Consider the following 20,614-nt stretch of genomic DNA (forward strand, 5'->3'; position numbering starts at 1 on the left):
TTAGGAAATCATGGTAAATTCTATGCACATCAATTGTTGCTGATTTGGAACGTTTGGAACCGAAAACAGCGTTATTTACTTTTGATCACGTCATGCGACATTTATTCTTCAGGGTTTTCAACAGTTGTTTCAAATCGTAGTTATCTTCCTGTAATTGATCGATTTTTTTAACCGAGTAGAGCACTGTGGAGTGGTCTTTTCCACCAAATGCACGTCCCAGTGCAGGGTAGGAAGTCTTGAGCATCTGCCGACAAAGGAACATTGCCACCTGTCTGGCCTGAGCTATGTGCTGGTGCCGTTTAGAGCCCGTCAGGTCACCTACGCGGATGTTGTAATGTTCGGAAACCACACCCATGATTTTCTTGGGCGTGAGGTCGTCTGTGGCCTTTTCTTCGGTGTTGGCCAGGATGTGTTCAAAATCCTTCTGGCTCAGTTCCTTTTTCACCAACTCCTTGAATGCGAACAACTTGAGCAGGATGCCCTGGAGGTAGCGGAAGTCCGTGAAGCGCTGGGCCAGCGTAAGGATCTGTTCCTTGTTCAGGGTCAGACGCTTGGCGCGGCACTGGCGCTGGATATAGCCCACGCGGATCTCGAGGTCCGGTTCCTTCAGGGTGACGATGAGACCCCAGCCAAGGCGGGACTGGAGGGAGTCATCCAGGAAGTCATAGCTGGTGACCTTGTCACGGCAGGCCAGTACCATCTGCTTCTTGTTGTCGTAGAAGTGGTTGAAAATATTGACCAGCTCATGCTGGAAGTGGGGGTATTCCCTGATCTTCTGGAAGTCGTCAATGAACAGAAATGAGTATTCGAACAGATGGCTGCGCGCCCGGATGGTGTCGCCCTTGAACTGGATGGTGTAGAGCGAATTGAGTTCATCCATGGTGCCCATGAAGAGGGACGAATAGTCGTGTTTCTTAGCAATCTCGTTGGCAACGGACTTGATCAGGTGTGTCTTGCCTGATCCGCCGGGGCCGCAGATGATGAACGGATTGAACAGGGAGGCGGACTGTTTGGCCACTTCCTTTGCCGAAGCAATGGGGAAGTAGTTCTTCTTGTTGATCAGGAATGTTTCAAAGGTGAATTCCTGACCAAAGGGGAAGTCGATGCGCTTGACCACTTCGGCGGTATTTACGCCCGTGGGGCGCTCGGAGGAGCCATTGTCACGATAGCTGACAAGGTAGCCGGCGCCGAGGAACAGGTTGAGCTGAGCCTCGAATTTACCCTGAATCTCGTTCTCGAACCATTTGGCAAAAAAGGCGTGGGGAAAGCCCACGGTGACCCGTTTATTTTCCTCGTCATACTCGAAATGAAGTGGGTCAAACCACCGTTTCAGTTCATCGTCGGAGTTGGTCTGGAGCAGGTGCTTGCGAAGGGACTGTTTCACGCTGTGTACTTTGGTTCGATGCCTTGTTTTTAACTAACTAATAATATTAGCGAATTTTTTGTAATAATCATTTCTAAAAAAAATCACGAAATTACCTCGTCCATATACATTAAATATAAGCTGATGCCAAGCTTTCACCACCCATTTTGAAGACAAAATTTCCGTTTATTCGCATTTTACATCTTCATCCCTTGCCAAGGGGCGGGAAAGGGGGTTGCAGCCCTTCTCGGACGAGTGAGGACTGTTTTCCGGTGTGTTACAAATTGATCGCGTCAATCAAAATTGGTTCGCCGGGAGTTCTTCTCAATTCGGTTTTGACAGCAACAAGTCACACGACAGCCGTAAAAAAATTTGCTACACAACCCTTTCGCTCAGAGTGGCGAACCAACAGTTACGAACATATGCCGCGTCAGCCGACATTGGACACTGCGCGACAGACTATTCACAGCAACCGACACATCGGTTCAAACGCTCCCGGCAGGTACCCAACGGGCCGTCAGGGGCAAACGGAGGCACATTTTATGGCACAGCATCAGGTGAACAAGACGATCGCAGAGATCAACGACCGTATTCGCAAAGGCAAGGCCGTGGTGGTCAACGCCGAGGAGATGGTCCAGATCGTCAAGAAGGAAGGCAAGGTCCGCGCGGCCCAGGAAGTGGACGTTGTCACAACCGGCACGTTCTCGACCATGTGCTCGTCCGGTCTGCTCTTCAATATCGGCCAGCAGCCGCCCGTCATGAAGGTCTCCAAGATGTGGCTCAACAACGTGCCCTGCTACTCCGGCATCGCAGCTGTTGACGCGTATCTCGGGTGCACCGAGCCGTCCGAGGAGGATCCCCTCAACAAGGTCCATCCCGGTCGTTTTTCTTACGGTGGCGGTCACGTCATGGAAGACCTGCTGCGAGGCAAGGCTGTCCATCTCCGCGCCGAAGGCTATGGCACTGACTGCTATCCGCGTCGTGAGATCGAAAAGGACATCACCCTGGCCGATCTGCCCAACGCCATCATGCTCAACCCGCGCAACTGCTACCAGAACTACAACTGCGCAGTGAACCTGACCAGCCGCACCATCTACACCTACATGGGACCGCTGAAGTCCAATTGTTCCAATGCCAACTTCGCCACTGCGGGTTGCCTGTCCCCCATGTTCAACGATCCTTACTGCAAGACCATCGGCATGGGCACACGCATCTTCCTCGGCGGCGGCGTAGGTTACGTCATCGGCGAAGGCACCCAGCATGTGCAAAAGCCCCAGCGCAATGAGCGCGGCGTTCCGGAGAACCCCTCCGGTACCCTGATGCTCAAAGGCGACTTCAAGAATATGGACGCTCGCTACGTGCGCGCCCAGTCCATTCTCGGTTACGGCGCATCCCTGTCCCTGGGTGTCGGTATCCCCATCCCCATGCTCAACGAAGAGATGGCCTGGTTCACCGGTGTATCGGACGAAGACATCACCATGCCGGTCAAGGACTACGGTTACGACTACCCCAACGGCATCCCGCGCGAACTGGCCCGCGTGACTTTCGAACAGCTCCGTTCCGGAGAGATCGAGGTCAACGGCAAGAAGACCAGCACCGTGCCGGTGACCAGCTACACCATGTCCCTTGAAGTGGCCAATGAATTGAAAAAATGGATTGAAGAAGGCAAGTTCTTCCTCTCCGAAAAAGTCGACGATATTCCAAGCTTCTAGTAACTGGAATCATTGAATATATAAGGCCTGTCGAAGTGCTTCGACAGGCCTTTTTTTATGCTCAATGTATGGCGATTGTGTGCAGATTGTGTGGTCTGTTCTTTAGCTGGAAACAATGGTCTCCAGAAGTCGGGCCGTGTTGGCGGCTCCGTCCAGATCGATTGTGTGGGATTGGGCCGGGTGATCGATGGCTTCACCCATCATCTTTGCCATGGTTGCTGGCGCGAGGTCGTCACTGCCCAGCAGCTTGAGGATGCCTTTTTCCTCCAGCCGTTTTGCCCGCATGGATTGTTCGCGGTTCTGCATGAACGGATACATGAGACCGTAGGTGTCCGCGGCCAGCAGATTCATGGTGGTGTTGTATCCGCCGAGGGAGACCGAGAGGTCTGCGGCAGCGAGGTAGTCCGGAAAGCGCTGGGTGAAGCGGCGGACAGATATCCACGGGTATGGTTCGGCCATCTGCTGATAGCGGGCGAAGTTGTCGTCCGTGGCATATGGTCCGGTGAAAATGCACAGCCGATGTGGATGGGTCTCATTCAGAATGGGTGAGGCTTCGAGAACGCTGTCGATGAGTTCCTGACAAACGTTGCCGCCGCCCACGCTGGTGACGATGAGCGGAGTGTCATCCACGCCCAGTTCATTGCGGAGGGCTTGTCCTGCACCCGGGGCAGGCTTGCACGCCACGTAGCCGGTGTAGTGCAGCTTGGGAACCATATCCTTCACGCCGGGGAATGTCTCGTCAAAGGTGACGAGCTCGGGATCGGCATGGACCAGCACGGCGTCGAAATTCGGGTTGAGCATCTTGAGTACGCCGCGGGTGTATTTTTCCATGTCATCCTTTTCCACGAGGATGTCACGCACCGAGCAGACCGACTTGCAGTTGCCCCATGTTCCTTTTCGGATGTCTTCCAGGATGGGGAGGAGTTCGAAGCGGAATTTCTTGCGGCCGAAGGGGAAGAGTTCCACCAGAAAGATGTCGGGCCGATGTTCGGCCATGATGTCGCGGAACTGGGCGAGACGGCGTTCCAGCAGGGCGTCCACATCGGTGACGCCTTCCTCCAGCGGGATGAAGGTCTTGAAGTCCGGCGACATCATCAGTCCCGGCAATTGTATGTGCGTCATGTTGGCGGGCGGCTCAATGTCGAGCTCGGCCCCGCCTGTCACGAGGATAACCTCGTGATCGGCCAGCCCCTTGACGATCTCAAGGCTGCGGAAGACGTGGCCTACACCAAGGACATGCTGGCAGTAGAAAAGGACGCGCATCTACAGCTCCATGTTGATCTCACCCAGGGCAATTTCGTTTTCAAAGCATTCGATGCGATGCACCTTGTAAGATTTGATGGGGCAGGTCTCGTTCGGCAGGTATTCGAGACCGGACAGGGCGTATGCCAGCACCTTGAGTACGCCGTTGTGGGTGACGACCAGGACCTTTTCGTCTTCATGCTCCTCGCTGAATTCCAGAAAGGCGTCGCAGGCGCGCATGAGCACATCGTCGCGGCTCTCACCGTTGGGCGGGCAGAACTCAAAGCCCTTGTATTCCTGCTTCTTGATCTGTTTCTTGAGATCCTTGAAGGCTGCCTTGTCCAGTCCGGTCCATTCGCCCCAGTCCTGTTCGGCGAGGCGGGGATCGGTGTGCATGGGCAGTCCGCCCAGCGCCTTGTTGATGATCTCGGCGGTCTCCACGGCGCGGCTCAGTCCGCTGGTCAGGATGCAATCAAAGTGGTTGTCTGCCAGTGACTCTCCCCACTTTTTGGCCATTTCACGGCCTTCATCACACAGGTCGGTATCGGTCTGACCCTGAATCCGTTTGTCGCGGTTCCAGTCGGTCTGGCCGTGGCGCATGCAGAAATAGGTGGTCATATTACATCCTTTGGCCCGGTCAGGCGCTCCATGGTCTTGACCATGGCGTGTAGGTTGGTGTCCGCGATGTGGTGCTTGCGAACATATTCGATAGCCTGCTTGCCGAGGCTTTCTCTGTATTCTTTATCTTCCACCAGCCGTCTCAGGCCGAAGGTAAATTCTTCCTTGTCCACAGGCGTAATGAGGCCGGAGTAGCCATCCTTGACCACGTAGGGTGCGCCCTCGTCAGAGGTGGCCACCACGGGCAGGCCGCATTGCTGTGCTTCCAGATAGACCATGCCCACCGATTCCTCAAGGCCGGGGAAGGCGAACACGTCTCCTGCGCTGAATACGTCGGGCAATTCGAGTCGGTCCACCAGCCCGAGGAACTCCACGCGATCTCCCAGCCGGAGTCTGGCCATGGCTTCGAGTTCCCGGCGTTTCGGACCGTCTCCGGCAACCATCAGTTTGATGTCATGGCCGCGCACGATCAGGTCGGCACAACTGGCAATGACCCAGCGGATGCCTTCGGTCTTGACGCCGTGGCGCATCATGGCCGCGGTCATCACAACCGTGCTGTCGCCCACGTTCCATCGGTTGCGCCACCAGTCCCGAGCACCCCGTTTGCGTCCGAACATGCCGTTGGGCAGGCCGGGGCTGATGTACGAAAATTTGTGTTTCGGCAGAATCTTGCGGCAGGTCTCCATGTCGTTGACCCGGTTGCAGAAGATATGGGTCGCCGTCAGCATGGCCCGCTTGTTGAGCATATATCCCGGCCATGTCTTGATGTGATTGGCGCGGTTCTCCGCATAGGAGGCCTGATACAGAAAATAGGGGATATCGTGTTGCTTGGAGACGGTGGGGCCGAAGATATCCGGGACCTTGTAGTAGGTTCCATAGGTGAACCAGCAGTCCGCATCCCGGCTCTGGGCGATCATGTTATCCATGGCTGCTTTTGCCGCTGCCCACTTGTGCGGTTTCCAGTAAATCTGTTTGGCAGGAAAGTACTCGACAGGGATCAATTCGTGGCCGAACCGCTTCAAGGTATGGAAGAGATCGCGGGCGATGGTCACGTCCCCGGAAATGGAAGAATGATAGACCGGCTTGAACGGCGTGCAAAAGGCGATACGCATAAGGGACGGTTTACCTCACCCAAGGTGCGGTGGCAAATGAGGAATGGTTATCCTTCGGTGTTCCTAACTGAGTTCGGGTTCGCGCTTCCAGGCAAAGAGCGGGGTGAATGGCTTCATGTTCACGAAGTCCACCCGAACGGCAGCAAAGGCGCCCATGAAGGGAGGGCAGAGGCAGCAATTGAGCTTGGTCCTGATGGAGCCCGTGTGCCATGTCTGCATGGGACCGGGGAGCACGGAGCGGGCCATGGTGTGCCTGAATCCGGTGGCTTCCTGGATGAGGTCCTGCATCTCGCACCAGGTGAACCACTTGCCGTTATCCAGTGTGGAACCGGTGCCGCGCACATTCATGGAGTAATAGAGGGAGTTCTTGTTCAGGAAGCCGATGAGCAGACCCTTTTCCGCGACTCTGGCTGCCTCGGCCAGCATGGCCTTGGGATCGTCCGTAAATTCAAGGACAGACCAGAGAAAGGCGTAGTCGAATTCATTGTCGGAAAAGGGAGTGAGTTCGCCGTCGCCGTTATGCAGATCGGCGCGGTTTTCCAGACGCTCTCTGGCTGCCATGATCATGGCCGGGCTGGAATCAATGCCCGTGATATCGAAACCCATCTGGTAGAGTTGTTCGAGGAACAGGCCCGTACCACAGCCCACCTCCAACAGCTTGTGGCCTCGGCGCGGCCAGCCTGCGAGCATGGATTGGAGCAGCTGCATTTCACGCTCCAGCGCGAAAAGCCCTTCCGGGGTGTCGAACCATCGTTCGTATCTGACCGGATCCCAATCCATACGTGCCTCCTGACTATGGGAAAGGCAGACACGCCCTTCCCCCTCAGAAAAGTATTACCATCTTGGCGGCGGGTGTAAAGTGAAGTCGGTGAAAGGAATCAGGAGGCGTCTGCCATGGCAAGGCGAATGCCCAGCGCCACGAACAGGGTTCCGGCTGCCCGCTTGGCCCACAGCGAGAATCTGCCATTGCTACCGAACATGGCAGCGGCGCGGGAGGCAGACCAGACCCAGAAGCAGTTCACCACCGTGGAATTGATGGTGAAAATCACGCCCAGAACCAGAAATGCCAGCGATTTTGTCGGCGAATCCACACGTACGAACTGCGGCAGAAATGCAAGGAAGAACAAGGCTACTTTGGGATTGAGCACATTAGTCAGGAAGCCCTGCGAGAAAACTTTTCGCTTGGAGATTCGCACCGTAGGCGCGTCCGAGTCTGCTTTCCCATTGCCACCATTGCGCCACATCTGAATACCGATCCAGACGAGATATGCCGCGCCAGCCATTTTGACCACGGTAAAGGCCGTAGCCGAGGTAGCCAGAATGGCAGACAGGCCCAGCGATGCCGCCAGCACATGCACCAGACAGCCCGCGCTGATGCCCAGCGAGGCGACCATGCCGGTTTTCCAGCCTCGAGATGCGGACTGGCTGGCGATATACGCCACATCCTGTCCCGGCGTCAGGTTCAAAAGAACGCCAGAAAGCATGAACAGTGCGAGGTCATGGATGCCGAGCATGGAAATCTCCCTTACGCGTGTTCGCCTTCTTCCATGGGAATGGGGAACACCGAGTCATAAGCCCAGTTGAAGACATAGGCATAGCACAAGAAGAACAGGGCAAAGCCGATGTCGGTTATAAACGCCTGCCACAGGCTCATTTCCAGCCACCACGCCACCATGGGCACAGCAATGATCAGCAGGCTTGATTCGAACAGTACGGCGTGCAGCACACGCATCCACGCCGGGCGGTGATTCAACGGACGTCCCAGCCTGACCAGTGCATGGTCAAAGGCCACATTGAAGACATAATTGCACATCATGGCGGTTAAGGACAGGAAGACGGACATAGCACCGATCTTGGCCATATCCTTATCCAATAACCATGACGCCAGAGGCGTGACCGTTATCAGGCCGATCAATTCAAACATTATCGTGTGGCGGAGTCTGTCCGCTGAAGTTCGCATGCGCTCGGGATACACCCGAGTGTATGGGATGTCTATTGTTGGTTTGGGATGCCCTCGCCGGGCGGGCGTCTCCGACGGCTTAAGAACCCTTTGGGAAAAGGGTTCTTAAGAGTCTCCTAAACCTTTTGTCGCTCGCTTCGCTCGAAGGTGCGCGAGATTCGAGTACAAACTAATTAATCACACATCATCTTAGCCTGATGACGTATGAGGAAAAGCCTATCTAGATAATCCTCCTTACCCGCGCGGATGCGCAGATAAAAAGTTTAGGAAAGGAGAGAGGGGATGGGGGAGCGGTCTTCTACTCTTCCAAAACGAGTTCGGTCACGTCTCGACATGCCTCTTCATCGGGAACAAAGGCGGTCTCGCCGATGGCCACGATGGGGCGCATGCCGATGAGCGTATTGAGCAGATAGGCGTGGCGATACTGTGGCAGGTCGTCGTAATTGACAGACTCGGGCTGAATGTCGAGTACGGTCTTGGCGAGCTGGAGGGTGGTGGAGGGCAGCTTGTATTCGGTATCGAGCTCCACGAAGTTGCCGTTCTTGCGGAGGACAATGGCTCCGGTGGTGGCTTCGAGGAGATTGTTGTCGAAATCGAACAGGGCGGCGTCGTCGAAACCGCGTGCCTTGGCCTGTTTCAGGGCCAGATGGAAAAACATGTAGCTGGTGGTCTTCTGCGCGTTGAGCGTAGACACATGCTTGTCGTTGCAAATGCACAGACGATATGCCTTGTAGGGGGCGGGCTCGTAGGGCGCGGCCAGAATGACGGGCTGGGCCGTTGGCTCTTCCACGGGATAGAAGATGTTGATGCGGGCGGGGTTGCCTTCCAGACCGTTGCGGTTGATGACCTGCATGATGACTTCGGTGAAATCAATGGTCTCGTGGTCGATGCGATAGGCGCGGAGGGAGTGCAGCAGCCGATCGAGATGACGGTCTAGGTGGCAGAGCTTGGTGCCGTTGTAGTAGATGGTCTCGAAGAAGCCGGTGCCGTAGCGAAAGGCGGGTGCGGCGGGGTTCAGGGCCACCCCTTCATGACTGTATTTTCCCTGATAATAGTGGATCATGCGTCCCCCAGTGTGAGAAATTTTTCAGCTTTGGCCATTGTCTCCTGATACTCCTTTGCCGGGTCCGAGTCCACCACGATGCCGCTCCCGGCATACAGGTCGAATGCGCCGGAGTCGGTGTCATGGACAGCGGTGCGGATGGCGATGGAGGAATCCATGTTGCGCTCGTCACGGATCACCACCATGGAGCCGCAGTACAGCCCGCGTGAATGGGGCTCCAGCTCCTCGATGATGGTCATGGAACTCAGCTTGGGACAGCCGGTGATGGAACCGCCCGGAAAGGCGTCGAAAAAGAGGTCCAGACAATCGCGGCCAGCCCGGAGCTTGCCGTGTACGTCGGAATACATCTGCAGCAGGGTGTCCACTGCGAAGACGGACAGGTGGTTGCGAACCTCCACGGAACCGTACTCGCAGTTGGCAGAAATATCGTTGCGGATCAGGTCCACGATCATGGAAAGCTCGGCCCGCTCCTTGGGCGAATTGACCAGCTGCGCTTCTGCTTCAGGGGTATGCTTGTCGACCCGGAGCGTTCCCTTGATGGGCTGGGAAAGCACATGCCCGTCCGAAACACGAATAAACCGCTCAGGAGACGTGGAGAGTACCCGGTGCTGACCAGACTGCATCCACGCATAGAACGGGGCCGGGTGGTCCCTTCTGAGGACCAGAAGCAGGGCCAGCGGATCAAGGTCCGGACAGTTCCATGAGAACTTGGTGGAAAGATTGAGCTGGTACGTGTGACCGGACAGAATCCGTTCCAGCGTTTCACTGACACCGGCCTCATATCCCGCCTGATCCAGCGACACTACGGGAGCACCTTTCGGCAATCCTTTCACGGGGAGCATTGGTGCGCTTCCCAAGGCGGTGTTCAGACGATCAGCAAGGTCATCCAGCATGGATTGGTCAGCTGCGGAAATGACGGTTGCGCCTTGTTCTGCATTGTACTCCACCCATCCGCGGTACTTCTTGAGATGCCCCAGCGGAAAGTTGTTGGGTTTGTCCGATGCAATGCCCCGCAGCAACATGCCGTAGGTGTAGCTGACATACCCCAAGGCCACGCCCGGGGTGTCGAAACAGAAATGCTTTACCGCTTCCGGGGTGGTCTGTTCGGTGAACAGCAATTCCTGCTCGGGATGAACACCTACAACCGAGGTCGTTTCCGCAGGGTAGCCGGGGGAAGACAGGACCATGTCCGCATCCAGCTCCTGAGCGAGCCGGGCGGCGAATGCGTCGAACTGCTCGCGGCTACTGGAGATCGAGATACGCAATTGCGTCACGAATGAACCTCCCGCCGTTCGACGTTAAAAAGGATTCCGGGTGGAACTGGTAGCCTATGGCGCGATGGTCCCTTGAGCCCAGACACATGACCACATCCTGATCGTTTCGGGCCATCACTTCCAGCCCGTCACCGACCTTGGTGACGCACAGCGAGTGATACCGGGCCACGGTCTGCTGTTCGCCCAGCCAGTCGATCTCATCGGTCTTGCCATGCACGCATCCCGGCAGTCGACCTGTCTCTCCGCCGTGATGTTCATTCATGATCTGCATGCCCAGACAGATGCCCAGCACCGGCTTGCCGCTTTCGAACACGCGCTCATAGCCCGGATATTCCGCAGGCGTTCCCGGTCCCGGCGACACAACGATCAGATCCGCTGCCGTCAGATCAAGCTGCGGCAGACGTGTGTACGGCTCAACCACCACCTCGGCACCCTTGATGGCCGAAACCAGCAGGTGCTCCAGATTACGGGTGAAGCTGTCGTTGTTGTCGATGAGAAGGATGTGCATGTGTTCTACTGAAAAGAGGAGTGACCTGTGCGGTCACTCCTCTGAATATGTAACTTTGTATGGCTCGAAAGCCGAAGCACAAAGCCTACAGGCTTGCGGCTGCTTTCTCGACCGAATCAACGAAACCCTGACGGGCATCGCGGATCTTCTGAGCCAGCTCCTCGTCATGCAGAGCGAGGATCTGTGCGGCCAGCCAGGCAGCGTTTTTGGCGCCGACCTTATCCAGGGCGACGGTGCCGACCGGGAAGCCCGGAGGCATCTGCACGGTGGCCATCATGGCATCCATGCCGCCGAAAGCGGAAGCGGTCAGGGGAACACCCAGCACCGGTTTGATGGTCTTGGCAGCAACGGCACCAGCGAGGTGTGCGGCCAGACCTGCGGCGCAGATGAATACCTGACAACCATCTGCCTCATACTCTTTCACCAGACGGGCAGTACGCTCCGGGGTGCGGTGAGCAGAAGAAATGGTGAATACATGGTCGATGCCCAGATCATTGAACAGATCGGAACAGGGACGCATCTTCTCTTCGTCAGAAACGGAACCCATGAAAATAACAACGCGAGGCATTTCTCTCTCCTGAATGTCTCTTGGTTGAAATTGACCCGGCTTTCGATAGCGGTACATCCGCGTCGTTGCCGGGCGACGAGTGAATCCTCACCGTAGCTTTGCTACGCCTCCGGTTCCCTCGTGCCCGTCGCCTAGCGGCTGTACTACTCTCGAAAGCCTCACGGTGTGGGTGAAGCTGTCGTGGGAACGCCGCTTGGATCGGGGCTGGTTTATACTATTAAAGCCTTTTCAGACCCTTGTCTGCAATATCCTTGCGGAAGTAGCTCTTGTCGAAGTGAACCTTGGCAACGGCTTCGTAGGCCTTCTTCTGGGCTGCAGCCAGACCGTCACCCAGCGCGGTGACGCAGAGGACGCGGCCGCCGGAGGTAACGATCTTGTCGCCTTCAGGCTTGGTGCCGGCCTGGAAGACTTTCACGCCTTCCATTGCATCGGCATCTTCAAGGCCGGTGATCTCCATGCCCTTGGGGTAGGAGGCCGGGTAGCCTTCGGCAGCGATGACAACACCACAAGCGGTCTGCTCGGTGCATTTCACTTCGATATCGTTCAGTTTGCCGTCGATACAGGCAAACATGATCTCCAACAGATCGGTTTCCAAACGCATCAGCAAGGGCTGGCATTCGGGATCACCGAAACGAACATTGTATTCGAGCACGGACGGGCCGTTCTCGGTGTACATCAGACCGGCGTACAACACGCCCTTGAAGGGCTCGCCCTTGGCAGCGAGGTGCTTCAGGATGGGCTTGATGCACAGCTCTGCGGTCTCTGCGTATTTCTCTTTGGGAAGGATAGGGGCAGGGGAGTATGCGCCCATGCCGCCAGTGTTCGGGCCGGTGTCGCCTTCGCCCACGGCCTTGTGGTCCTGGCAGGACGGCAGCAGTGCGTAGTTTATGCCGTCGCAGAATGCCAGGAAAGAGGCTTCTTCGCCCTTGAGGGCTTCCTCGACCACCACTCGTTCACCGGCGGTGCCGAAGACTTTCTTGACCATCATGTCTTCGAGAGATTCGATGGCTTCTTCTTCGCTCATGGCAACGACAACACCCTTACCGGCAGCCAGGCCGTCAGCCTTGACCACGATGGGGGTGCCTTTCTCTTTTACGAACGCCACGGCGTCTTCAAATTCATCAAATACCCGGAACGGGGCAGTGGGAACGCCTGCGTCATGCATCACGTTCTTGGAGAAGGCTTTGGAACCTTCCAGATTCGCGGCATAGGCGTTGGGACCGAAGCAGGGAATGCCTTCCTGCTGCAGGGCATTTTGCAGACCCAGCACCAGCGGCACTTCCGGGCCAGCCACAACCAGAGCCACTTCCAGCTCCTTGGCCAGCTTCACCAAAGCCGGAATATCGTCGTCCTTAACGGCAATGTTTTCGCCTACCTGGGCAGTACCGCCGTTACCCGGTGCGCAGAAAATCTGCTCCACCTTGGGGTTTTGCGACAGCTTCCAGCACAGTGCATGTTCACGACCGCCGCTACCGACTACCAATATCTTCATGGTTTCAACCCTCTCTCTCAGTGTTTTGGGATGCTCCCCCATTTACGGAAAAATGGCCCGATAATCAAGCAATGACGTAAGATACTAACCGCAAACGATTCGATGAACACCTGACTTCTCCCCCACCAAACTCAACCCTCTGAATTCACGCAAAGAAGACAAATTCAACAAGTTCATACACCCGCGCGAATGCGCCTACAAAAAGTTTAGGGGGGTGAGAGGGGATGGGGGATCCAAGGGGGAAGGGGAGAGAGGGCGACCCTTTCCAAAGGGTCCCTTCTCTCCCCTTCCCCCTTGGCCGCCGGAGGCAGCCGCGCAGCGGCAAAAAGAAACCGCCCTGTCCGGCGTGGGCCGAACAGGGCGGTTATTACTACCGTTAGTAACCGAGCTTTATTTGACGCAGTTGGCGCCAGCCTTGATGGCTTCGGTGTTGGCGGGGATGAGCTTGTGATAGCGCGGGGAGATCACGTTCTCGAGGGAGTTGATAACTGCATCGAGGGGGATGATTCCGGAAGCCTGCACGAAGGCACCGATGGCGACCATGTTGGCCATGCGGGTGTTGCCGAGCTCGTCGGCGATGTCGTTGCAGGGTACTGCGTAACACTTGAGACGGTCCTGATCAGCCAACTCCATGTCGATGAGAGAGGAGTTGATGATGTGGATGCCGCCGTCTTCCACGCGGGGCTGGAACTTGTCCAGAGACGGGCGGTTCATGGCGATGAGGGATTTGGGGCGATGGATGATCGGGGACCCGATTTCCTCTTCGGACAGAACCACGGTGCAGTTGGCGGTGCCGCCGCGCATCTCCGGGCCGTAGACCGGCAGGTAGGTGACGAACAGGCCGTCTTTCATGCCTGCATATGCCAGCAGGTTACCGATGAGCATGACGCCCTGACCGCCGAAACCGGCGATGATGGAATCTACGTAACGCATTAGCAGACACCTCCTTCCTCGGAGACGTCTTTGTACACGCCGAGGGGGAAGTAGGGGATGAGCTCATTCTGAATGCGCTCGTTGGCCTGAAGGGGAGTCATCTTCCAGTTGGTCGGGCAACCGGAGAGCAGCTCGACGAAACCGAAGCCGGTGCCGTTGAGCTGTAATTCGAAGGCTTTCTTCAGGTGCTTCTTGGCAGCGCGGATGTTCTTGACGGAGTCGAGGGAACCGCGTGCGGCGAATGCCGTGCCGCCCAGGGAGGCGATGATTTCGGTCATGCGGATGGGTGCACCTTCATGGGTCTGGCAACGACCGGCCGGAGTGGTGGTCGTGACCTGATTGATCATGGTGGTGGGAGCCATCTGGCCGCCGGTCATGCCGTAAATGGTATTGTTGATGAAGACCACGGAGATCTTTTCGCCGCGGTTGGCAGCGTGCATGATCTCGGCCATGCCGATGGAGGCGAGGTCGCCGTCACCCTGGTAGGTGAAGACGAAGTGGTCGGGACGGGCGCGTTTGACGCCGGTGGCCACTGCCGGAGCGCGGCCGTGGGGGGCTTCAACTGCGTCCACGTTCAGGTAATTGTACAGGAAGACCGAGCAACCGATGGAGGTGGTCATCAGGGTCTTGCCCGGCAGATCCATCTCGTCCATGAGCTCACCGATGAGACGGTGGGCGATGCCGTGGTGGCAACCCGGGCAGTAGTGGGTTGCGCGATCGATGACGGATTCGGGCTTATCGAATACGAGCTTTTCGTTCATTTCAGACATTTATTTACCCTCCAGGCTTTTGAGGATCGGCTCCTCGAGCTCGTCCGGGGTGGGCAGGTTGCCGGGGTAGATGGGGTAGAAGTCGGAGTCAGCCACCGTGCGAATGGCGAGGCGGACGTCGTCTACCATCTGGCCCAGGTTGTGCTCGATGGTCAGGAAACGCTTGCCCTGTTTGGCAAGGTCCTTGAGGGCCTTGTTCGGGAACGGGAAGAGCGTGATGGGACGGAACAGGCCGACCTTCTTGCCTTCCTTGCGGAACTTACGGACAGCGGACTTGGCGATGCGGCCGATGGAACCGTATGCGCAGATGACGAGATCGGCGTCTTCGCATTCGAACTCTTCTGCTTCTGCCAGATCCTGCCATGCGTCGTACTTGGCCTGGAGGTGCTGGTTCTGGCCGGCCAGTGCGCCTTCAGCCAGGAACAGGGACTTGATGAGACGCTTCTCGCGTTTGGACTCATGACCGTCGATGCACCATTCGCGACCGTTTTCCTCATCAATGCTCTCGGGTTCCCAAGGCACGATGGGTTCTTTCATCTGGCCCATGATGGCGTCGCCGAGGATGAGGACCGGGGTGCGGTGCTCAAAGGCGATGTCAAAGGCGCGGATGGTCAGGTCGTATGCTTCCTGAGCATTGCCCGGAGCGAGAGTGAAGTGACGGTAGTCACCGTGACCGCCGCCGCGGGTGGACTGGTAGTAGTCGCCCTGTGCGGGACCGATGTCGCCCAGACCTGGGCCACCACGGTTGATGTTCACGATGACAGCGGGGACCTCCGAGCCAGCCATGTAGGAGATGGCTTCCTGCTTCAGGGACATGCCCGGGGAAGAGGAGGAGGTCATGGCGCGGATACCGGCGGCGCCGGCACCCAGCAGCATGTTGGCTGCTGCCACTTCGGATTCGGCCTGCACAAAGTCACCACCGGCCTTGATGATCTCGGAAGACATGAATTCCGGGATATCGTTCTGGGGGGTGATGGGGTAGCCGAAGAAGCACTTGCACTTGGCGGCCAGCGCGCCGCGGGAGATGGCTTCGTTACCTTTGACGAAGATACGTTCGGGCTTCTTTGTCATATTATTTGCCCCCTTTCTTTTTGGGGGTTTTGTACACTTTGATGGCGACATCAGGGCAGATGAGTGCACAGGATGCGCAACCAATACATTTGTCAGCGTCCGCTTCGGGAACCTCGGCGACTTTGTAGCCGCTGACGTTAAAGCGGTCCGACTGGACGATGATGTCGACAGGACAGACGGTGGTGCAAAGCAGGCAGCCTTTGCAGCGGTCTTCCTGGACTTCGATTCGGGACATTTCCAACTCCAGTTTGTTAATTAAGCCTAGTAGTTTGCGTGTAACTATATAATTAACATCGCATCTCCATACGAGAAGAAGCGAAACTCGTTTACCAAGGCCTTTTTATAGGCCGAAAGGATGGTATTTCTTCCAGCAAGAGCCGAGATCATAATGATGAGCGACGATTCTGGCAAATGGAAGTTTGTAAGAATGCCGTCGATGACATTAAATGTGTAGCCCGGATAAATGAAAATATCGGTTTCTCCCTTGAATTCCGACACCATGCCGAGCTCCCGGTACATCCCCTCCATGGTCCGCGCACTTGTGGTGCCGATGGCGATGACCGGTCGGCCTTCTGCCTTGGCCTTGCGAATGGCCGCAGCGGTCTCGTCGGGAACCTCGATGTACTCGGAGTGCATCTGGTGGTCGCGGATGTCCTTGCTGCGAACCGGGGAGAAGGTTCCATATCCTACATAAAGGGTGACTTCGGCCCACTCGAAGCCGCGCTCGGCCAGCTTTTCACGGAATTCCGGGGTGAAGTGAAGGCCAGCGGTGGGGGCAGCCACGGAGCCGGTCTTGGATGTGTCGGAGTAAGTCGTCTGGTAGCGCTCCTTGTCCGATTCGGAGTCAGGTCGTTTGATGTAGGGCGGCAGCGGGAGATGACCCATGGACTGGAAGAGAGCGGTCAGATCGCCCTTCCATTGGAGCTCCACCTGCCAGCGGCCGAAGTGGCCTGCTTCCTTGGCAACGAGGCGGAAGTCATCGGAGAAGGAGATGATTGTGCCGGGCTTAGGCGTCTTGGAGGCGCGGAGCAATCCTTCTGCCGTGGCGGTTTGCCAGCCGTCGTTCTCGGTGGGCTCTATCAGCGGCAGGGGCGTTAGTAGTAGAAATTCCACCTTGCCGCCCGTCGGTTTCATGCCGAAGATGCGCGCGGGAATCACGCGGGAATTGTTGGCGACGAGCAGGGCGTTATCCGGCAATTGGTCGATGAGGTCGGTGAAATCCATGGTCTCCATGGTGTCGGCCTCGCGATTGAGCACCAGCAGTCGGGAGCCGTCTCGCCGGTCGGCGGGCTCCTGTGCGATGCGTTCCTCAGGCAGCTCGTAATTGTAGCTTTCAAGCAGGTAATCAGCAGGTATTTCCATATTATTATCCAACTTTGTCGTGGTGCCTCTGTTAGTACATTACCTCAGACTGCAACGATATATTTTTCTTTTTCAATTATTACAGGTAGATAATAAAATAGTCGGTCTCGGCATGCTTTAGGCTTGATATTGATGATAATCATGGTATTTCAATAGTCATGAATTGGCTTTCCGTGGCTGAGATAGCCAAACTTACCCGAATCCCCGCACCGACCGCCCGTCGGTACGCGTCCCTGTTCAAGGATTTCCTTGGAGGGCGCAAGATGGGGCGTGTCACCAAGTATCCCGAAGAATCGCTGACCGTGTTCGAGCGTATTTCCCGTTTGTACGGGGAAGGGCGCGTCACAGCAGAGATCGAAGATCACTTGCGCGCCGAGTTTCCCCGCACCATCGATGTGGACAACGCATCCCATACACTGGTTCAGAACAACGGTTTCGGCGAACTGGCCGAAGTGTTCAACGGTGTCATCACCAAAGTGGCTTCCTGTATGGAGGTCATTGCGGATCAGAAAGCGACCATCGAGCGGCAACAGGACGACATCCAGAAGCTCAAGACCGCCTTTGTCATGCTGGCCCGTAGCCAGAAGAAGATGAAGGAATTGCCTTCGGCAGATATTATTCCAGAAGAAATTATACTGCAAACCCAGGCGCTTGAGCAAAAGGACGCTGAGCTTGAGCAGAAGGATGCCGAGATCGAGGAGATGGCTCTCAAGCTGACCTTCGACACTTCGGACATCAAGGCCAAGCTTCAGATTCTCGAATCCGAGCTGGTCCGTCTGCGCAAGGATCGGCGCGAGATGGAAAAATATCTTCAAGAGAAAATCGATCGGCTCAAAACCGCCGCATCGTAAAGCTTTTCTTTCGGCCCACTCCCTGATAAACGGGCCCCTGTCTTGCAACTCTAAGAACGGCACAGGAGGAGACCAATGCGTTCTTTCACCAAATTCCTTATGATTCTTGCCTGTCTCACCATGTTCGCCGCCTGCACTACCACTGGTGGTTCCACCGGTTCCACCGATCCGGGCGCGCAGGAAGCTACCTATGAAGAGCCGAACTACTACTACGATTTCGACGACATCCTCATCCCCAAAGAGATCTCCTACGTTGAAGACCAGTCCTACAAGCTGGACAACGCCAAGTTCCGCGCAGCCATCATGAAGTTCAAGGGCCGCGTTGAAGTGCTGGAACTGGTCCAGTTCTTCGTCAACAACATGGCCAAGGACAACTGGACTCTGGTTTCCAACAACAAGGCCGGCAAGCTGTCCGTCCTGAATTTCGAAAAGTTCAACAAGAGCTGCGTCATCCAGGTTGACGACAGCTTCGGTTCCGCCACCACCACCATCATCGCAGTGGAAGTGAAGGACGGCGCAACCGCCAAGAAGTAGTTATGCAGCAGCATTATCAATTCGCCGGGTTCATGGGCAAACGGGTCCACCTCGGTGTCACCGGATCCATTGCCGCATACAAGGCGCTTGATCTGGTGCGGTCATACCTCGCGGCCGACTGTCTGGTCTCCGCGACCCTGACCGACTCCTGTACCAAATTCATCCAGGGCCTCAGTTTTGAGGCCCTGGGCGCTTCTCCCGTATACTCGGACATGTTTGACGCGCGCGGCGATTCGGCCTTCGATCATCTCGAGCCCGGTCAGATTGCCGACGTCATGGTCATTGCTCCGGCCTCGGCCAACACCATGGCCAAGCTCGCGTTCGGTATGGCTGACGACATGCTCTCCTGTCAGGCTCTCGCCTTTGCCGGACCTAAGATTATCGCTCCGGCCATGAACCCGCGTATGTGGGACAACCCGGCTACTCAACGCAACTGGGAAATGCTTGGCGACCTCGGCTTCATTCGTATCCAGCCCGGCTGTGGGAAGGTGGCGTGCGGCGACACCGGAGACGGACGCTTTGCTCCCACCGAAGAAATTTTGACTGCCACCCTCAAGGCCCTTAGTCCGCAGGATCTGGCCGGTAAGAAGGTGATGGTCACTCTTGGACCCACTCGCGAGCCGTGGGATGCGGTCCGCTTCTGGTCCAATCCTTCCAGCGGCACCATGGGCGCATGCATTGCCATGGCCGCTTATTTACGTGGCGCCGACGTCACCGTGGTGGCTGGTCCCACCGCATTGGAATTTCCTGCCGGGGTAGGTGTGGTCTCCGTGACCACGGCCCAGCAGATGTATGACGCCTGTATGGATCTGTGGCCTTCCATGGACATCGGATGCTGTACTGCGGCCGTGGCCGATTATCGTCCCAAGCCGTTTGGCGACCATAAGTTCAAGAAGGGCGGTTCTGGCGATGACGGTATCACTGTCGAGTTTGAACCGAACCATGACATCCTCAAGACCATGGGCGGCATGAAGACCGATAGCCAGAAGCTCATCGGTTTTGCTGCTGAGACAAATGACATTAAGGCCAATGCCGAGGGCAAGCTTCAGCGCAAGAATCTCGACCTCATCGCTGCCAACGACATCTCGAAAGAGGGTAGCGGGTTCGGTGTCGGCACCAACCAGATGTATGTGCTGGACAAGGCTGGACGAAAGGAAATGTGGCCGCAACTGGCCAAAAACGAAGTGGCGTGGCGTTTATGGGATCACCTTCTTCTCGACTAGACATAGACGAGCAGTATCGCCCGTGGGTTGATTCCGGGCTGGAGTTCCTCTTTGCTCCCGGCCACGCACAGGCTGGCATCGGGACAGGGCGGAGTGCGTCCGCTCGTCAGCAACAGCAGTACCAGCCCCCGCAGCGTCCTCAGATGCAGCAGGGGGGTGGAATGCAGCAGCGTCCACCGTACCAGCAGCAGAATCAGGCTCCATCTCAGCAACAGGCTCAGCCGCCTGTGCAGCAGCAAGTTCAACAACAGGCTCCGCCGCCCAGACCGCAACAAGCTCCCCAACAGGGGCAGCGGATGCAACAGCCTACAGCGCAGCAATTTTCCCAGCAGCCTGTTGAAGCAGCCCGAGCCGCCCATGCTCAGCCGCCGACCAAAGTCCAGCTTCCTGAGCCGTGGAATAAATTTTACCAAGTCATCTCTCAGCGTGTCTCTGCGCCCAAGGTGGTTTGCACCTATATGGAACTCGGCTTCGATCTTGGCGGTCAGTCCGACCCGCGCCGCCGGTCCGTGTTGCAGAACACTTTGACGCACCACCTCAAGTGGCCCCCCGGCACCGCCGCCTTCTGGCCCATGTCCGCCGTGGTGAATGGAGCGCTTCAGCCCAACCGTGAAATGTTCTGGCGCGGATGGGAAATCTGGCGCACGCCTTACATCGCTGTTTTTGGTGATGAGGCGCTTCGGGTGATTCATCCTGACGCGCAACCCGGAAGCACAACATACCTCTACAACGACGTCACCATCTTCGTTGTACCTCCCCTTGCCAAGCTGGTGACCATGTTGCCGCACGAGCAGCAATTCGCCACCGAAGGGTTGTCCGCAATCAGAATTTCATAGCGAGCAAAATTGTTCGTCTATGTAAATGTAATGGCTCTTGGGCCATTTTTTGTTTTCACTCACAGATTTTAACACATTATTCCTCTCCTTTTTCCGATGTGGCTGTTTTTCGCTCAAAAACA

The 20,614-nt window shown here is 56.5% G+C and carries 22 protein-coding genes; 5 read left to right on the forward strand and 17 right to left on the reverse strand.

The genetic code is table 11. The features are described 5' to 3' along the window. Positions 1-85: 85 nt before the first annotated feature. Positions 86-1,384 (reverse strand): DnaA/Hda family protein, encoded by a 1,299-nt coding sequence (locus HFN16_RS05985; protein ID WP_168889887.1) that lies wholly within the window; start codon positions 1,382-1,384, stop codon positions 86-88. 521 nt (positions 1,385-1,905) lie between these two features. On the opposite strand from HFN16_RS05985, the gene HFN16_RS05990 reads away from it, so the two are divergent. Next, positions 1,906-3,075 (forward strand): homocysteine biosynthesis protein, encoded by a 1,170-nt coding sequence (locus HFN16_RS05990; protein WP_168889888.1) that lies wholly within the window; start codon positions 1,906-1,908, stop codon positions 3,073-3,075. A 102-nt stretch (positions 3,076-3,177) separates the two neighbouring features. On the opposite strand, the gene HFN16_RS05995 is transcribed toward HFN16_RS05990, so the two are convergent. The 16 genes from HFN16_RS05995 to queA all read right to left on the reverse strand — a co-directional run bounded on the left by HFN16_RS05995 (position 3,178) and on the right by queA (position 17,048). After that, positions 3,178-4,338: a glycosyltransferase gene (locus tag HFN16_RS05995; protein ID WP_168889889.1), complete on the reverse strand. Its 1,161-nt coding sequence runs from the start codon at positions 4,336-4,338 to the stop codon at positions 3,178-3,180. Then, the gene (locus HFN16_RS06000) at positions 4,339-4,935 is read right to left on the reverse strand and encodes a histidine phosphatase family protein (RefSeq protein WP_168889890.1); all 597 of its coding nucleotides are present in this window, start codon (positions 4,933-4,935) and stop codon (positions 4,339-4,341) included. Continuing rightward, positions 4,932-6,047, reverse strand: coding sequence for a glycosyltransferase family 4 protein (locus HFN16_RS06005; RefSeq protein WP_168889891.1), 1,116 nt, complete (start codon positions 6,045-6,047; stop codon positions 4,932-4,934). Before HFN16_RS06005 ends, HFN16_RS06000 begins: the two co-directional genes overlap by 4 nt. A gap of 63 nt (positions 6,048-6,110) precedes the next feature. Next, complete coding sequence (locus HFN16_RS06010; protein ID WP_168889892.1) at positions 6,111-6,827, reverse strand: class I SAM-dependent methyltransferase; 717 nt, start codon at positions 6,825-6,827, stop codon at positions 6,111-6,113. Positions 6,828-6,925: 98 nt separating this feature from the next. Then, on the reverse strand, positions 6,926-7,561 hold the full coding sequence (locus HFN16_RS06015) for a LysE family translocator (protein WP_168889893.1): 636 nt from the start codon (positions 7,559-7,561) through the stop codon (positions 6,926-6,928). 11 nt (positions 7,562-7,572) lie between these two features. Beyond that, the gene (locus HFN16_RS06020) at positions 7,573-8,007 is read right to left on the reverse strand and encodes a PACE efflux transporter (protein WP_168889894.1); all 435 of its coding nucleotides are present in this window, start codon (positions 8,005-8,007) and stop codon (positions 7,573-7,575) included. Positions 8,008-8,305: 298 nt separating this feature from the next. After that, a complete protein-coding gene (locus tag HFN16_RS06025; RefSeq protein WP_168889895.1) occupies positions 8,306-9,070 on the reverse strand; it encodes an aminotransferase class IV in 765 nt (254 codons plus the stop codon). Continuing rightward, the gene (locus HFN16_RS06030; protein ID WP_168889896.1) at positions 9,067-10,344 is read right to left on the reverse strand and encodes a chorismate-binding protein; all 1,278 of its coding nucleotides are present in this window, start codon (positions 10,342-10,344) and stop codon (positions 9,067-9,069) included. Before HFN16_RS06030 ends, HFN16_RS06025 begins: the two co-directional genes overlap by 4 nt. Beyond that, positions 10,313-10,852 carry an aminodeoxychorismate/anthranilate synthase component II gene (locus HFN16_RS06035; RefSeq protein ID WP_168889897.1) on the reverse strand — a complete coding sequence of 180 codons (540 nt, stop codon included), beginning with the start codon at positions 10,850-10,852 and terminating at the stop codon, positions 10,313-10,315. The genes HFN16_RS06030 and HFN16_RS06035 overlap by 32 nt, the downstream gene beginning before the upstream one ends. Positions 10,853-10,937: 85 nt before the next feature. Continuing rightward, positions 10,938-11,420: a 5-(carboxyamino)imidazole ribonucleotide mutase gene (gene purE, locus HFN16_RS06040; protein ID WP_168889898.1), complete on the reverse strand. Its 483-nt coding sequence runs from the start codon at positions 11,418-11,420 to the stop codon at positions 10,938-10,940. A 217-nt stretch (positions 11,421-11,637) separates the two neighbouring features. After that, positions 11,638-12,912 (reverse strand): phosphoribosylamine--glycine ligase, encoded by a 1,275-nt coding sequence (gene purD / locus HFN16_RS06045; protein WP_168889899.1) that lies wholly within the window; start codon positions 12,910-12,912, stop codon positions 11,638-11,640. Between the two features lie 390 nt (positions 12,913-13,302). After that, positions 13,303-13,845, reverse strand: a complete 543-nt coding sequence (locus HFN16_RS06050; protein ID WP_168889900.1) for a 2-oxoacid:acceptor oxidoreductase family protein — start codon at positions 13,843-13,845, stop codon at positions 13,303-13,305. Continuing rightward, a complete protein-coding gene (locus tag HFN16_RS06055; RefSeq protein ID WP_168889901.1) occupies positions 13,845-14,615 on the reverse strand; it encodes a thiamine pyrophosphate-dependent enzyme in 771 nt (256 codons plus the stop codon). The genes HFN16_RS06050 and HFN16_RS06055 overlap by 1 nt, the downstream gene beginning before the upstream one ends. After that, the gene (locus HFN16_RS06060) at positions 14,616-15,686 is read right to left on the reverse strand and encodes a 3-methyl-2-oxobutanoate dehydrogenase subunit VorB (RefSeq protein WP_168889902.1); all 1,071 of its coding nucleotides are present in this window, start codon (positions 15,684-15,686) and stop codon (positions 14,616-14,618) included. It lies immediately after the preceding gene. A gap of 1 nt (position 15,687) precedes the next feature. Continuing rightward, positions 15,688-15,921, reverse strand: coding sequence for a 4Fe-4S dicluster domain-containing protein (locus HFN16_RS06065; protein ID WP_168889903.1), 234 nt, complete (start codon positions 15,919-15,921; stop codon positions 15,688-15,690). Positions 15,922-15,965: 44 nt separating this feature from the next. Then, a complete protein-coding gene (queA, locus tag HFN16_RS06070) occupies positions 15,966-17,048 on the reverse strand; it encodes a tRNA preQ1(34) S-adenosylmethionine ribosyltransferase-isomerase QueA (protein ID WP_168889904.1) in 1,083 nt (360 codons plus the stop codon). Between the two features lie 158 nt (positions 17,049-17,206). Here queA and HFN16_RS06075 point away from each other — a divergent pair, with 158 nt between their 5' ends. From HFN16_RS06075 to HFN16_RS06090, 4 genes are all read left to right on the forward strand, one after another. Then, positions 17,207-17,899 carry a hypothetical protein gene (locus tag HFN16_RS06075; protein WP_168889905.1) on the forward strand — a complete coding sequence of 231 codons (693 nt, stop codon included), beginning with the start codon at positions 17,207-17,209 and terminating at the stop codon, positions 17,897-17,899. 75 nt (positions 17,900-17,974) lie between these two features. Then, the gene (locus HFN16_RS06080) at positions 17,975-18,433 is read left to right on the forward strand and encodes a hypothetical protein (RefSeq protein ID WP_168889906.1); all 459 of its coding nucleotides are present in this window, start codon (positions 17,975-17,977) and stop codon (positions 18,431-18,433) included. A 2-nt stretch (positions 18,434-18,435) separates the two neighbouring features. Then, positions 18,436-19,656: a bifunctional phosphopantothenoylcysteine decarboxylase/phosphopantothenate--cysteine ligase CoaBC gene (gene coaBC / locus HFN16_RS06085; RefSeq protein ID WP_168889907.1), complete on the forward strand. Its 1,221-nt coding sequence runs from the start codon at positions 18,436-18,438 to the stop codon at positions 19,654-19,656. Continuing rightward, entirely contained in the window at positions 19,632-20,492 is an 861-nt protein-coding gene (locus HFN16_RS06090) for a hypothetical protein (RefSeq protein WP_168889908.1), read from the forward strand. Before coaBC ends, HFN16_RS06090 begins: the two co-directional genes overlap by 25 nt. The last annotated feature ends 122 nt before the right edge of the window (positions 20,493-20,614 follow it).

This window comes from Pseudodesulfovibrio sp. zrk46 (genome assembly GCF_012516435.1).
Lineage (GTDB): Bacteria > Desulfobacterota > Desulfovibrionia > Desulfovibrionales > Desulfovibrionaceae > Pseudodesulfovibrio.